This is a genomic window from Rhodococcus olei (assembly GCF_039540555.1).
Classification (GTDB): Bacteria; Actinomycetota; Actinomycetes; order Mycobacteriales; family Mycobacteriaceae; genus Rhodococcus_G; species Rhodococcus_G olei.
The window spans coordinates 1-12,962 of sequence record NZ_BAABFB010000046.1 but is presented as its reverse complement, the minus strand read 5'-3'; the positions used below and the strand labels follow the sequence as shown (position 1 = coordinate 12,962).

Annotated in this window: 13 protein-coding genes and 2 pseudogenes; 8 read left to right on the top strand and 7 right to left on the bottom strand. The window is 69.3% G+C overall.

Translation table 11 applies throughout. The annotated features are described in order from the left end of the window. Positions 1 to 205 precede the first annotated feature (205 nt). The gene (locus tag ABD951_RS14620; protein WP_345346011.1) at positions 206 to 406 is read right to left on the bottom strand and encodes a hypothetical protein; all 201 of its coding nucleotides are present in this window, start codon (positions 404 to 406) and stop codon (positions 206 to 208) included. Between the two features lie 1,026 nt (positions 407 to 1,432). Here ABD951_RS14620 and ABD951_RS14615 point away from each other — a divergent pair. Then, positions 1,433 to 1,597, top strand: coding sequence for a hypothetical protein (locus tag ABD951_RS14615; protein WP_345346009.1), 165 nt, complete (start codon positions 1,433 to 1,435; stop codon positions 1,595 to 1,597). A 138-nt stretch (positions 1,598 to 1,735) separates the two neighbouring features. Continuing rightward, positions 1,736 to 2,200, top strand: coding sequence for a hypothetical protein (locus tag ABD951_RS14610; RefSeq protein ID WP_345346007.1), 465 nt, complete (start codon positions 1,736 to 1,738; stop codon positions 2,198 to 2,200). Positions 2,201 to 2,388: 188 nt separating this feature from the next. Here the strand turns inward: ABD951_RS14610 and ABD951_RS14605 are convergent, their stop codons facing one another. From ABD951_RS14605 to ABD951_RS14595, 3 genes and pseudogenes are all read right to left on the bottom strand, one after another. Further along, positions 2,389 to 2,892, bottom strand: coding sequence for a helicase associated domain-containing protein (locus tag ABD951_RS14605; protein ID WP_345346005.1), 504 nt, complete (start codon positions 2,890 to 2,892; stop codon positions 2,389 to 2,391). A gap of 29 nt (positions 2,893 to 2,921) precedes the next feature. Continuing rightward, positions 2,922 to 3,023 (bottom strand): annotated as a pseudogene (locus ABD951_RS14600) (cold-shock protein); the annotation flags it as partial. Positions 3,024 to 3,229: 206 nt separating this feature from the next. Next, on the bottom strand, positions 3,230 to 4,621 hold the full coding sequence (locus ABD951_RS14595; protein WP_345346003.1) for an NAD-dependent malic enzyme: 1,392 nt from the start codon (positions 4,619 to 4,621) through the stop codon (positions 3,230 to 3,232). A gap of 1,059 nt (positions 4,622 to 5,680) precedes the next feature. On the opposite strand from ABD951_RS14595, the gene ABD951_RS14590 reads away from it, so the two are divergent. Further along, positions 5,681 to 6,493, top strand: coding sequence for an alpha/beta fold hydrolase (locus ABD951_RS14590; protein ID WP_345346013.1), 813 nt, complete (start codon positions 5,681 to 5,683; stop codon positions 6,491 to 6,493). Between the two features lie 174 nt (positions 6,494 to 6,667). Here the strand turns inward: ABD951_RS14590 and ABD951_RS14585 are convergent, their stop codons facing one another. Both ABD951_RS14585 and ABD951_RS14580 read right to left on the bottom strand, forming a co-directional pair. Next, on the bottom strand, positions 6,668 to 7,498 hold the full coding sequence (locus ABD951_RS14585) for a heparin-binding hemagglutinin (RefSeq protein WP_345346001.1): 831 nt from the start codon (positions 7,496 to 7,498) through the stop codon (positions 6,668 to 6,670). Positions 7,499 to 8,363: 865 nt separating this feature from the next. Beyond that, positions 8,364 to 8,609, bottom strand: a complete 246-nt coding sequence (locus ABD951_RS14580) for a cold-shock protein (RefSeq protein WP_345345999.1) — start codon at positions 8,607 to 8,609, stop codon at positions 8,364 to 8,366. A gap of 284 nt (positions 8,610 to 8,893) precedes the next feature. Here ABD951_RS14580 and ABD951_RS14575 point away from each other — a divergent pair, with 284 nt between their 5' ends. The 5 genes and pseudogenes from ABD951_RS14575 to ABD951_RS14560 all read left to right on the top strand — a co-directional run bounded on the left by ABD951_RS14575 (position 8,894) and on the right by ABD951_RS14560 (position 12,573). Beyond that, positions 8,894 to 9,412, top strand: coding sequence for a MarR family winged helix-turn-helix transcriptional regulator (locus ABD951_RS14575; RefSeq protein ID WP_345345997.1), 519 nt, complete (start codon positions 8,894 to 8,896; stop codon positions 9,410 to 9,412). Then, positions 9,409 to 11,385 (top strand): MDR family MFS transporter, encoded by a 1,977-nt coding sequence (locus ABD951_RS14570; protein ID WP_345345995.1) that lies wholly within the window; start codon positions 9,409 to 9,411, stop codon positions 11,383 to 11,385. Before ABD951_RS14575 ends, ABD951_RS14570 begins: the two co-directional genes overlap by 4 nt. A 5-nt stretch (positions 11,386 to 11,390) precedes the next feature. Next, on the top strand, positions 11,391 to 11,855 hold the full coding sequence (locus ABD951_RS14565) for a GtrA family protein (RefSeq protein ID WP_345345993.1): 465 nt from the start codon (positions 11,391 to 11,393) through the stop codon (positions 11,853 to 11,855). Between the two features lie 72 nt (positions 11,856 to 11,927). After that, positions 11,928 to 12,009 (top strand): annotated as a pseudogene (locus tag ABD951_RS28690) (IS6 family transposase); the annotation flags it as partial. Positions 12,010 to 12,360: 351 nt separating this feature from the next. Then, complete coding sequence (locus tag ABD951_RS14560) at positions 12,361 to 12,573, top strand: Lrp/AsnC ligand binding domain-containing protein (protein WP_425569855.1); 213 nt, start codon at positions 12,361 to 12,363, stop codon at positions 12,571 to 12,573. Positions 12,574 to 12,583: 10 nt separating this feature from the next. Here the strand turns inward: ABD951_RS14560 and ABD951_RS14555 are convergent. Continuing rightward, the coding region (locus tag ABD951_RS14555) for a phosphatidylglycerol lysyltransferase domain-containing protein (RefSeq protein WP_345345989.1) at positions 12,584 to 12,962 on the bottom strand (379 nt) is incomplete at its 5' end.

Genomic DNA, 12,962 nt, shown 5'->3' with positions numbered 1-12,962 from the left:
ACTTCCTCGGTGCAGGCATGATGCCGATCCTTCCGGGTCATCAGCCTCCAAGAAACCCGGGGCGAATCACTCCCCCGCCGACCGGGTGCGGGCGCACCCGGAATGCAGGCGGCGGGAGCCGCCTCCGCGCGGCCTCGTCGACGGCGGTGAGGCTCCGGTCCGATTGTTCGCCGTTCGGGATGTCGGGTGTTCTCACCTTGAGCGGTCAGCGCCCGGCGGGTACGGGGAGCGGCGACGCTTCCTCGACGCAGACGAGGTTCGCCAGGCCCTCGGGCGTGTCCGTGCCCCTGCCGCGGATGAGGGCCCGCGTCGTCGCGCCAACCGCCCTCCGCTCGAGTTCGAGAGCTGCCTCGGCGATCGACAGCGCGATCACCAGGATGGCGCCGAGCCACATCGGAATCTTCATCGCTTCTCCTCTGAAGGGTGGCCCCGCCGACCAGCGGGCGGGCACCGCCGAGCGGGCGTCGCGGCCCTGACCGGCAACGTGGCTGCACGGTCACTCACGCGGACCGAATTCAACGGTCGACCTCGAAGTAGGTGAGCCCTGCCACCCGGACCACCCCGGGTGGCAGGGCGCCCGCGCCACCCCCGAGTCGGGGGATCGGGCGGCACGCCCCGACCATCGACAGGGTCAGGGATCACGTTTCCGCACAGCGTTTCTCGAATCCCGCGAGGCCGCATCGCGGTGGCCGGTCGGTCAACGCCAACTGGTGGCCACGGCCTGCCGCACGATATTGCCGGGCAGTGACGCGGGTTCGCAACCCGAACCCCGGTGGAACAGACGTCCGACTCCGGATCAACGGGACACCCGAACGAGGGCGCGGCGGACCCGAGCCCGACGACCATCCAGATGTTTTTCCTGGTGATGACCGATTCCTCGCGCTACTCGATGCTGCGCGCGAGGTGGCGCTCCGGAGTCGGTGCCGCCCGGCGGCGTTCGAGGAAAGCCGCACGACCGCCGTCGTCGGCGCGACCTCGCCGGACTGCGGTTCGAGCCACCTTTGCCCGCGGTGTCGCCGGAGGCCGGTCCCCCGGGCAGGTCCGGACGCCCACGAAGCCGGACGAGCCCGGATCACCTCCAGCGTCTCGCGCCGATACACCCCGACACCACCGCCATGTCGACCGCTCCTCGTCGAGGGATCGACAGGTCGGCCCAGAGAAACGAACCGGGAGGGGTGGCGTGCGGTATTCCAGTGGGGTAGAACGGAACACAACCGCTTTGTGACCTGAAACACATCTAACTGTAACCGGTTGACACAAACGTCGACCCCGCGGACCGGAACACCAACGGCCGTCTCCACACCGAGGGGAGGACCGATCCGATGCCGGAACGACTTCCCACCCACCCGTGCCGGCGACATCGCAGGGGCAGAGACGACCGGCCATCACCGCGGCAGCACCGATCGCTGCCCGACAATCGAAAGTGAACTCTGTGAGCACGAGCCCGACCCCTTCCGCACCGGTCACCGGTGCCGCGTCGGCACGACCGCCGGCGATCACCACCGCCGAGATCAAGCGCCGGATCGCGGCGATGTTCGCCGACGAACCGGGCGAGCCGGACCGCAGCCGGGCGCAGCGACGGCAGGCTGTGCGGTGACCAACGTCGTCCTGCTGGCTGCGGTGCTGTCGGCCGCCATCGGAGTCGTCGCCCTCATACGGGGCGCGGCCGACGGGCCGAGCCGATCAGATGGCCAGAGCCACCGGTGCCCCGACGACACCGCCGCGGTGGTCGTGAATGTCAACGGCCAAGCCGTCGTTCACTGCGCCCACGACACCGCAGCGGGTTGGGACGGTCGACCGGGTGCCGCCGACGGGTGATCCGGTGGGCAGTCAGCGGCGCTGCCACCACCGCGACGGCGTCCGGTCCGCGGCACGCCTGGCACTGCGCTTCCAATACCGGGTGGCCCGGCTTCCGTTCCACCTCCTGCACATCGCCGTGCTCGAACCGATCCTCGACGACAGCGCCCCCACCCGTCTGGCGTACGAGCGGCTCCTGATCGACTGCGACCGGACCGTAGCGCGCCTGCTCGCCGACGGTGCGGCCGCGGACCGCGCCGAACGGCTACGCCGGCGCAGCGCCCCGGCCCGCTACACCATCGCGCGTCGACACCGACAGATCCAGTCCGACACCGACGCCGTCCTCGACCGCCACCGCGCCCGCTTCGAGGAACGTCGCCGTCACACCGACGAGTCTCGCTGAGCCACCGGCCAGACACCCGCGAGTACTGCCACACAGGCGATCGAACAGCACATTCATCCACACCAGCACGCCCCAGGACTTCCGCGCATACCACTGGAGGCTGCCGCTGTGAATCCCATCCACCGAGTGCTCACCGCGACACGCGATCAGGACAACGCGCCAACCGAGGCTCGGTGGGGCGCGGGGATTCAGGTGCGCGGCACCTCGCGGCGCGGTCCTCTCCGCCGCGGTCGTGGCGACACCCCGAACAGTTCGAGGACGGCCCGTTCATCCTCGGGAAGCACACCGGTGCGCCACCTCTTGACCTGTCGATACAGCCACTCCCCGAGCCGCACCCCGTCGTCGGTCGTGTAGTGGACCGGGACCTCGGCAGTGCCGTGGGTTTCACGGTATGCGGCGAGTTCGGTCAGCATCCGCAGACGTGTGACGTCAGACTGCGGCACCGGATCGACCCGCCAGTCGAATCCCACAGCATCCAGCTCGACCTCGCGGCGACGTGGCAGTGTCCCCACGGCCCGCGCGATCCGCTGACGGTCGGCCCACCGACCGAGCCGGAAACCGTCATCGGTGACGAAATCGCTGGTGACGGCGGCGCGTCGCGCGTGCTCGGCGTAGAGCCCGACCACCACGGACAACGGCTGGCCGTGCATCGCTCGTGTGCGGCAGCCGGCGGCGACGGCGGAAGCTCGCATCAGCTCAGTATGACCGGTGAACCGTCGACAATCTCCGTGTAGTGCACGAACACGTCCGTTCCGCCGCCGTCATGGGCGATGAACCCGAATCCCTTGTCCGCGTTCAACCATTTCACGCTGCCCTGCGCCATACCGAGAACTCCCCTGCCTCGATGCACCAGCCCGCCGTGAGGGGCCGGCTCCCTCGATCCTGCCGCCGTGCACGCCCCGACACGCTGGTTCACCCCGCCGCCCCGAGGACAACCCCGCACCCTCCCCCGGCGCGAACGCCGGCCGCGAGGTGTGGTCGAGAGGCGGGCCCGGAGCGGCGGGCACCGGCCACGGACCGGTGACTCGCTCAGCGGGCTGCGCTCCTCCTCGCCGCGTCTCGCACCGCCGCCGCGACCGCCGGCGCCACCGCTGCGTCGAACACGCTCGGCACGATGTAGGTGGCGTTGAGCTCGGACGGCTTCACCGTGTCGGCGATCGCGCGGGCGGCGGCGATGAGCATGTCATCGGTGATGTCGACGGCGTGTGCGTCGAGCAGGCCGCGGAACACGCCGGGGAAGGCGAGCACGTTGTTGATCTGGTTCGGGAAGTCGGACCGGCCGGTCGCGACGATGGTGGCGTGTTCGCCGGCGGCGACGGGGTCGACCTCCGGGACCGGGTTGGCCATGGCGAAGACGATGGACTTGTCGGCCATCGTGGCGATGTCGTCGCCGGTGAGGATGTTCGGTGCGGAGACGCCGATGAACACGTCGGCCTCGACCAGTGCGTCCCGCAGGGTTCCGGTCCGGGCTTCGGGATTGGTGTTCTCGGCGATCCAGGCCCGGAACTCGTCGGCGGTGTCGTCGGGTGACAGGATCCCCTTGCGGCCGCACCCGATGATGTTCGTGGCGCCCTGCGCGGTGAGCAGCCGGATGATCGCGTGCCCGGCCGCGCCGACCCCGGAGACCACGATCCGGGCATCCGTCAGCGACTTGTCGACCACGCGCAGCGCGTTTGTCAGGGCGGCGAGCACAACGATCGCGGTGCCGTGCTGATCGTCGTGGAACACCGGAATGTCGAGGATTGCACGCAGCCGGGCCTCGATCTCGAAGCAGCGTGGGGCGGAAATGTCTTCGAGGTTGATGCCGCCGTACACCGGCGCGAGTGCCCGGACGATCTCGACGATCGCGTCCGGATCCTGGGTGTCGAGGCAGACCGGCCACGCGTCGACACCGGCGAATTGCTTGAACAGCGCCGCCTTGCCCTCCATCACCGGGATCGACGCCGCAGCGCCGATGTTGCCGAGCCCGAGCACCGCGGATCCGTCCGTGACGACCGCAACGGTGTTGCGTTTGATCGTCAGGCGGCGCACGTCCTCGGGGTTGTCCGCGATGGCGCTACACACTCGGGCGACGCCCGGGGTGTAGGCGCGAGAGAGGTCGTCGCGGTGTTTGAGCGGAACGGTGGGGACCACTTCGAGCTTGCCGCCCAGGTGCAGCAGGAAGGTGCGGTCGCTGACCTTCCCGACGGTCACCCCCGGCACCTCGGCGATGGCGGTGGAGATCTGGTCGGCGTGCTGGACATCCGAAGCGTCGCAGGTGATGTCGATGACCATGTGGTTCGGGTGGCTCTCGACGACATCGAGCGCGGTCATCGCACCCTTGACGGACGCGATCGCCGTGGCGAGTGTCGAAGTGGTGCCGGTGCCCACCGGCGCCTGCACGCGAAGAGTGATCGAATAGCCGGGGCTGGGAGTTGGCATCGGAGGTCCCTCCTGATTACTGGCTCAGCAGGCTTTCCGGGTCGACGAGCAGGCCCTGGTGGCTCTGCGTGAACGCATCCAGTCTGCGTGGCAAGCTCGGTGTCAGACAAGGGGAATCAGCAGGTTGAAGATGGGCGATCCGGCGGCCGTGCAACTCCCGAGATCGGCCAGCAGGTACAACGACCGTTTGAACCCAGGTTGCCGAAGTGGGGCCGAGTCGGGTTGCATGGCCACCGGGATGGCGACGCGGTCGAGTCCGTCGTGCGAGCGGCCCGTGTGCGGTGCCGCCGTCCGCGCCCGGCGTCCTGACCGCCGAGTCACACACGACGGTCTCCCCGGCCACGTCGAGCGCGCCCGTCGTCGTGGTGCCGCCGCCCCGGATGTCGCGAACCGATTCGAACAGGCGTCTCAGTTCGCTGCCGATCGCGGGCCACGAGCCGGGCGGCCACATCGTCGACTGCACATCTGCCACGAGCAGGGCACGACCTCGACGAGGACCTACTGCGCGGTCACAGTCGGACGTGCGACAGATCACTGGTCCGCGAGCACACCGCGCCGACACCCTCGGAACTGGTTCCCAGCTTCCACGCACTGGCCGTAGATGCCGCGGCGGACGATGGTTGCGATCATGTACAGCTCCTCATGGTCGGGCAGTCCCGCCGAACAGGAGTGACCAGACGAACGGTCCCTGGCCCCCGCGGAAGCGCCAGGTGGCCGATCTGGTGGCTGGGGGCCTGACCAGCATGGCGATCACTGCAACGTTGCTGATCTCCCAGCGCCCGTGCAGCGGCAGGTGGAGGAGCACGTGCTGTCCAAGCTCGAGTTCACTCGCGTACGCACACCGCACCGGGTCCCAGGGCGGGGCCGTGACCAGCGCCGATGAGGTCGGGGAGGTGAGTACCTACCGGAAAGACAGGTATATGGCCCCGGTAGTTCTACCGTCGCGGGTTGGTCGACGCGGATGGAACCCTGTGATCCGGTTCACCACAGTCACCCCAGAGGTTCCCGATGTACGAGCACCAGCCGCAACACCGCCCGGAAGCGGGCGTCACCGCCGAGATGTCCTGGCGAGAGGTCGCGGTCGGAGGCCACCCGGTGGCGTACGGGGTGGTGGGCCACGGCTCGCCCGTCGTGTTCCTGCACGGGTTCGGCCTCACGCACCGCACCTACGCGGGCGCACTGCGGCGGCTGTCCGGCATGGGTGTGCGGGTGTACGCGCCTGCGCTGCCCGGATTCGGCGGGACCCCCGAACTCCCACCGCGCCGACGGAACCTGGCCGGCTATGCCCACTGGTTGGCGGCGTTCCTGGACGCGCTGGGGTTGGACGAGCCGGTGACCCTCGTCGGCCACTCGTTCGGCGGTGGCGTCGCGATCCAGTCGGCCCACGACCTCGGCGACCGGGTGGCGCGGCTGGTGCTGATCAACTCGGTCGGCGGCGCCGCGTGGTCACCCGCCGACGGACGGGTGCGCCCGATCCGGGAACGGCCGTTGTGGGAATGGGGCGCCGCGGCGACCGGCGACGCCCTGGCGACCCGACCGCCCGTGTCCGCGTTGGTGACCATCGCCATCGACGCGGTGGTCAACGCGGTGCGCAACCCACGTGCCGTTCTCCGGATCGCGGACCTCGCCCGGACCGCGGACCTACGGCGCGAGCTGGTCGAACTCGCCGACCGCGGGCTGCCGGTGACACTGCTGTGGAGCCACAGCGACACGTTCATCCCGCGCGCGAGCTTCGAGTCGCTGCGCGCGGCGTTGCGCAATCCGCCGGTGCTCACGGTCGCCGGATGTCACGGCTGGCTGATCGGTGACCCGGACGGCTTCGGCAATGCGATGGCCGCCGTGCTGGACGAGCGGGCGCAGGGCGTTGCGTGACGGCCGGCGCGGTGACGATCGGGCGGTGCGAGAGCTGCTCCGGCGGCCACGTGGAGCCAGAACGGGTAATTGTCCTCGATCAGCGTCGAGACACCGCAGCCCGACCTGGCGATCCACGCGACACCCCACCAGAGGGAGGATCCGGCCACCGCCCGTGACCTTTGCGCCTTCGGGTCAGCTCGTCGGCGCCTCCTCCGCCGGTACCTCCTCCGCCGGCGCCTCCTCCGCCGGCGCCTCCTCCGCCGGTGCCTCCGCCTGGGTCTCCTCCGCCGGCACCTCCGCCGGTACCTCCTCCGCCGGTACCTCCTCGGCCGGCGCATCCTCGGGTGATGCTTCTTCCGTCGGTGCCTCTTCCGCCGGGGTCTCCTCGGCCGGCGCCTCCTCCGGGGTCTCCTCGGCCGGCACCTCCTCCGCCGGGGTCTCCTCGGCCGGCGCCTCTTCGGCCGGCGCCTCCTCCGCCGGCGCCTCCTCCGCCGGTGCCTCCGCCTGGGTCTCCTCCGCCGGCACCTCCGCCGGTACCTCCTCCGCCGGTACCTCCTCGGCCGGCGCCTCCTCCGCTGGGGTCTCCTCGGTTTGGGCCTGGACGCGATCGTCGCCGGGATGCGTTGTGCCGCGCAGCCGCTCGAGGGTCTGCTCTCCCCGCTCGATCAGGTGTGTGTAGATGTCGACCGCGGCCCTCAGGTACTCGTCGGCGACCCGGCGCAGCTCCTCGGCGGTGAACCTGTGGGACAGTGCGGCCAGGTCCTCGGGCAGCTGCGACGGCAGCCTGGCCAGGCGTTCACGCAGCGCCGCGATCTGCTCCTGGCCCTCGGACGGTAACGCCGTGAACCTTTCACGGAACTGCGTGGCGTTCCGGGCATCGCCGTCCCTGGCCTGCGTACGAACCCGCCCGACCATGTCGGCGACCGCGTGGACGGCGGCATCGCCCGCGCCGACCGCGGCGTACAGCGGCTTCCTCGCGCCCTCGTTGATGTTCTCGATCCTCGTGTGCTTGGACTCACTCATCTTCGACTCTTCCCGCAGAATTCGCCGACGAAGACCCCGGCACCGCAAGGCCGCGACTCCCTCGCCAGCCGGTGTTCAGCCTAGTCGCCACAAGCCTCGCGCGGTACAGCAGAATCCGAAAGCAGCTCTGCTTCAAAGAGATCCGCAATAACCCCACCACTCGGAGGCCGGACCGTCCGGCCGACCGACCGGAACAGTCGTCGCCGCGGCACAACGATCCGGGCGACGCTGCGCCGGGAGACCTACCGTCCGGTGTCATGCGCGCGCTGCCGCTGCAGGAACAGGCCCGGTGACGTTCGAGGGTTGCGTCGGAGGCGGCCCGGACGCGGAGCTGCTCGCGGGCCAGGGCGTAACGGACCGGGGCGGTCCGTGCGGCCAGGGCGGCGGCGTGCACGGCGGCCGACTCGTCGGCGAGCAGGCCCGCGGCGCCGCGGCCGGCACGGCAACGACACCCCGATCGCGACCCGGCAGCGCACCACCAGCGGTTGGTTGACCGGCTCCGCGCTCGGTCCCGTCGGTGATCGCGCGACTGAGAGTTCATCCCCGGATCGAGTCGCCTCCCGTCGCGGGATGTATTCGGCCCGTTCGGCATCCAGCCGAGTCCGTGCCCTGTCTGCGTCGCCCATGTGCCGCATGGCGGAGCGGGGGAAAATCGGGTGCCCGCGGCCGCGGGCCGCCGGCTGTCGCCCGGCGCACGACCGCGACGGGTCGGCCACCGTTGCGCGCGCCGAGGGGCATGCCGCCCCTGAGGGATGTTCATCCAAGTCATGCAGGGCAAGGTTGCGGTGCTACAACCCGTCACCGTCGACGTCGGATGCGAACGGGATGCGAAACAGCTTTCTGGACGCGGCCCCGCGCGGATCGGTCAAACAGGCCGCGGGTTCTGGGCGCATGCGGACCCTTCTGCCCCCTGGCCAACCTCGAACTCCACACGCTGGTTCTCATCGAGCGACTTGAAGCCACTGCCCGAGATCTCCGAGTGGTGCACGAAGAGATCAGCGCCGCCGTCGTCCGGCGCAATGAATCCGAAGCCCTTCTCGCCGTTGAACCACTTCACAACGCCCAGCGCCGTACCGACAACGCCCTGCAACTGCGAGCCGAGACCTCTCATCGAAGTCTCGGCCCGACTGCTGATACTGCCACCCCGGGCGCAGTCGGGACGGTCCGTCGGCAACCTCTCGTTTCCTGACGCACTCAGTGATCTTCGACGTTCTCTGGCCGGGATTCTTCAGCGACAGTTGGCCGGTTGCGGTCCCCGACCGACGCCGTGGCCGACCGGGTCGCGCAGTCGCCCCGAGGTGGCTGTGACGGAACAGACACCCCCAGGGCTTACCTGGTTGCGCCAACAATGCATATAGTTGCATGTAGCAAACAAGTCGTTCCCCAGAGGTTTCCATGTCAGTGTCGTCCGCATCCGCCGGGTCCCCCGCGGCCCGGGTCTCCCTGGACACCACAGAGGCACTCGTCGACGAGGTCTTCCTCTTCGGCCGAGTGCTGCGCGACGCGTTGGCGACCGAGAGCCTCGGCCACCTGCCGCCCGCCCTCACCGGCGTCCTCTTCGTCCTCGCGTCACGCGGAGAGTGCCGGCAGAACACACTGGCCGCGGACCTGTGTGTCAGCCAGTCCTCGCTCAGCCGTCAGATCGCCGATCTGGTGGACATCGGGTACGTCGACCGGCACCACGACCCGAGCGACGGGCGGGCCTTCCGCATTCGGGTGTCCGAGGAAGGACAGGCGTACGTCAGGCAGATGCGCACCGAGCGCGCGGAGCGACTGCTCCGGAAGCTGAGCGGATGGAACGAGACCGAGGCATCCGCGGCTCTCGCCTCCATCCGGCACCTCAAGGAAACACTTCTCGACCCCGGGCACCGCGTCGTGTCGCGCTCGAATCTGATTGGAACACACAGCGTATGACTGAAACAGCACTACGGCCGCCGGGCGAGCAATCGGTGGCCATGACCCACCGCGAGATCCTCGAGGCCCTCGCCGGCCTGCTCGCGGCACTGTTCACCGCCCTGCTCAGCAGCACCATCGTCGCCACCGCGCTGCCGACGATCATCGGCGACCTGAAGGGCACCCAGACCGCGTACGCCTGGGTCATCACCAGCGCCCTGCTCGCCAACGCCGCCTCGACCCCGATATGGGGCAAGCTCGCCGACCTGTTCAACAAGAAGGTCCTCGTCCAGAGCGCCATCGTCATCTTCGTGATCGGCTCCATCGTCGCCGGATTCGCGCACAACGTGCCCGTCCTCCTCACGGCGCGCGTCATCCAGGGCGTCGGCATGGGCGGTCTGACCGCACTCGTCGTCGCAATCATCGGCAGCATCGTCGCTCCCCGTGAGCGCGGCCGCTACTCCGGTTACATGGGCGCCGTCATGGCGGTGTCGATGTCGGGCGGCCCGATCCTCGGCGGCGTCATCGTCGACAGCCCGCTCGGCTGGCGCTGGACCTTCTTCGTGTGCGTGCCGCTCGCCGTGATCGCCCTCTTCCTGCTGCAGCGCACCCTGCACATCGAGACCGAGCGCAAGGAAGACGTCTCGATCGACTGGCTCGGCGCACTGCTGCTCACCGCAGGCGTCTCGATCCTGCTGATCTGGGTGTCGTTCGCGGGCAAGGCCGGCTACTACGAGTGGTTCTCCCGGGAGACCGCGATGTACGTCGGGGCCGGTGTGCTGCTGCTGCTCGCCACCGTGCTCGTCGAGGCCAGGGCCAAGGCTCCGATCATCCCGCTCAGGATCATCACCGAGAAGACCACCGGTCTCGCCATCATCGCGTCCATCGCCGTCGGTGTCGGCATGTTCGGCGCGACCACCTTCCTGGGCCAGTACTTCCAGACCTCACGGGGATACACCCCCACCGTCGCCGGTGTGCTCACCATCCCGATGGTCGCCGGGATGCTCGTCGGCACCGTCGGGTCCGGACAGCTCATCACCCGGTCCGGCAAGTGGAAGCCGTTCGTCGTCGGCGGTTCGATCCTGCTGGTCATCGGTTTCGCGCTGCTCGGATCGCTCGACCACGAGACCAACCTGACCCTGGTGGGCGTGTACATCGCCGTCGTCGGTCTCGGCATGGGCATGCTCATGCAGAACCTGGTGCTCGCGGTGCAGAACACGGTCAGCGTGCAGAACATCGGTGCGGCGTCCAGCTCGGTCGCGTTCTTCCGCACCTTCGGTGGCGCGATCGGCGTGTCGGTGCTCGGTTCGGTGCTCGCCACCCGCGTCGCCGACCTCTCCGCCGCGGGTATGGCGAAGATCGGCATCCCGACGGGTGGAGGCAGCGGCGGTGGCAGCCTGAACCTCACGTCCATGCCCGCCCCGGTGCAGGCAGTCGTCCGCGCCGCCTACGGCGACGCCACGGGCCGGATCTTCCTGATCGCCACGGTGTGCGCCGTGGTCACCCTGATCGCCGTGCTGCTGCTCCCCAACCGCCCGCTGCGTCGCACCATCGACCTGCCAAGTGAGCAGGAACCGGTGGAACCGGACTACTCCGCCGTCTCCGACCTCGACTGGGAGCAGGAGTTCGGACCCGACCGGTCGTATGCACCCGGGCCGGACACCGCGCCCATCGGCTCCGCCGAGTGGGGCCGTGGCCGGCACCAGGCACCCGCCGACCAGCAGCAGCCCTTCGCGGAGCTCAGCGCCGATGCCCGCGACCGTCTCCTGACGATGCTTCTGCCGAAACCCGAGGAGACCCTCGAGGCGATCGACGAGGCGGAGCGGATCCGGGACGAGGTCAACCGGCTTCGTGACGACCTCAACGCCAAGCTCGTCGAGTTCGACGCCGTCTGGGACCGGCTGCGCGAGCTGGGACTGAGCGAGGACCAGGTGGCCGGCGTCCTCGGCGGTGGTCCCGCATCCGATACCGGCAAAGGTGTCCTCATCCGCTGACCGACATGACCGTTCAGTTCCACGACGACCTCGTCCCGGCCACCCCTCCCCTTCAAGGTGGCCGGGCCGACGGCGTCCTCGCCCAACTGGCCCGCTTCACGCTCGTCGGCACGTCGAGCAACGTGCTGTACGCCTTCGCGTTCCTCGTGCTGGACGTGTACGGCTCGTTCCTCGCCAACCTCGTCGGCGTCGTGACGAGCACGATGCTCGCCAACGAGTTGCACCGACGCCTCACCTTCCTGGCCGCCGACCGGGTGCACTGGTTCGTCGCACAGTGGGAGGGCGGCGCCCTCGCCGTGATCGGGCTCGCCGTCAGCTCCGCCGCACTCGCCCTGCTGCACCGGGCTTTCCCCGGCGCCGACGGCATCGTGCAAGTCGCACTCGTCATCGCCGTCAGCGCCGTCGCCGGGGGCATCCGCTTCCTACTCCTCCGCGGGTGGGTATTCGCCCACTCGGACCCCGCCGCGTGACCGTCGACGTCCCGGACCCGTTGCCGACGGCACTGTCACGTTGTTGAACGCGGCAAACCGGGAGAATACGGCGTGACCACCCCAATGCCGTCGTACAGGCCGCCGCCACCCGGTCGAGATCATCAACCACTGCGTGTGGTTGTACTTCCGGTTTTGATTGCGGCGATGAGCGCGAGCATGAGGATGGCCACGACGGGGTCCCTCGATATTCGTTCAATCCTGAAATGGCTGTGCTGGAAATAGCTGTGCGGATGGAGTTTCCGAGCCAGGGATGGACGACGACCCGGCCGACCATGCCTGATACCGGGAACGCTCGTGGGCCGCGCCGCATCCGATACCGACGCCTTCGAACCGAGTGCACGAGACGATCGGCCAGATCGTGATTCTGGCGCCGGTCCAGGAAGTTCCGTCCCCGCACAGGAGGTCGATGCAGACCACGGACGCCCCATGGAGCCCTCGACCTGTCGCTGGGTGACGTCGATGACGCACTGGTCGAGCGCCTGCGATCCGCGAGGTACGCGAGGCCAACACCACCACCGTGTCCGGCAACCGGCTGGTCCGGGTGGTCGCCCGCACCCACGCCGATCTTCAGCGGGTGATCAACGAGATCGTCGACGGCCGCCACGTCCTGCGCTCGTCGACGTCGATCGCACTAAAGACGCCGACCCCGCTACGGCAGGTGCAGTTGCTGCCGGTCGTGCGGGGCGAGCGCCGCTGACTGTCCGTACTCAGTGGTCGGTCCCGTGTCCGGCGCGGTGCGGCGCGAACTCGAGCGTCAGCGCCGCGAACGCCGCGATCGGCAGGATCCGCAGGCTCAGCAGCGCGTAGCGACGCTCGCCGAGCGCGTGGTACTTGGCCAGGTACCGGTACAGGGACTCGAGTTCGAGCAGCGGGTCGCCGAGGTGGACGACGTTGTAGAGCACCCGCCGCGACCAGCGGCGGTTCCGGTCGTCGAACAGTTCCGGGAAGGCAGCGAACGCCAGGGACACCCGCTCGCCGCCATGCTCGCGGGCGTGGTCCACCATCGCGACGCTCAGGCGCTCGTCGATGCCGTTCGGCGCCCCCGGCCTGCGCCACGGCACGTCGAGGCTGATCTCGGTTCCGCCG

Excerpts from the sequence above, each read along its gene's own strand:
- ABD951_RS14570 (WP_345345995.1), top strand. The coding sequence starts at position 9,409 with ATGACTGAAACAGCACTACGGCCGCCGGGCGAGCAATCGGTGGCCATG.
- ABD951_RS14590 (WP_345346013.1), top strand. The coding sequence starts at position 5,681 with ATGTCCTGGCGAGAGGTCGCGGTCGGAGGCCACCCGGTGGCGTACGGG.
- ABD951_RS14575 (WP_345345997.1), top strand. The coding sequence starts at position 8,894 with ATGTCAGTGTCGTCCGCATCCGCCGGGTCCCCCGCGGCCCGGGTCTCC.
- ABD951_RS14620 (WP_345346011.1), bottom strand. The coding sequence starts at position 406 with ATGAAGATTCCGATGTGGCTCGGCGCCATCCTGGTGATCGCGCTGTCG.
- ABD951_RS14585 (WP_345346001.1), bottom strand. The coding sequence starts at position 7,498 with ATGAGTGAGTCCAAGCACACGAGGATCGAGAACATCAACGAGGGCGCG.
- ABD951_RS14565 (WP_345345993.1), top strand. The coding sequence starts at position 11,391 with ATGACCGTTCAGTTCCACGACGACCTCGTCCCGGCCACCCCTCCCCTT.
- ABD951_RS14595 (WP_345346003.1), bottom strand. The coding sequence starts at position 4,621 with ATGCCAACTCCCAGCCCCGGCTATTCGATCACTCTTCGCGTGCAGGCG.
- ABD951_RS14610 (WP_345346007.1), top strand. The coding sequence starts at position 1,736 with ATGTCAACGGCCAAGCCGTCGTTCACTGCGCCCACGACACCGCAGCGG.
- ABD951_RS14605 (WP_345346005.1), bottom strand. The coding sequence starts at position 2,892 with ATGCGAGCTTCCGCCGTCGCCGCCGGCTGCCGCACACGAGCGATGCAC.
- ABD951_RS14580 (WP_345345999.1), bottom strand. The coding sequence starts at position 8,609 with ATGAGAGGTCTCGGCTCGCAGTTGCAGGGCGTTGTCGGTACGGCGCTG.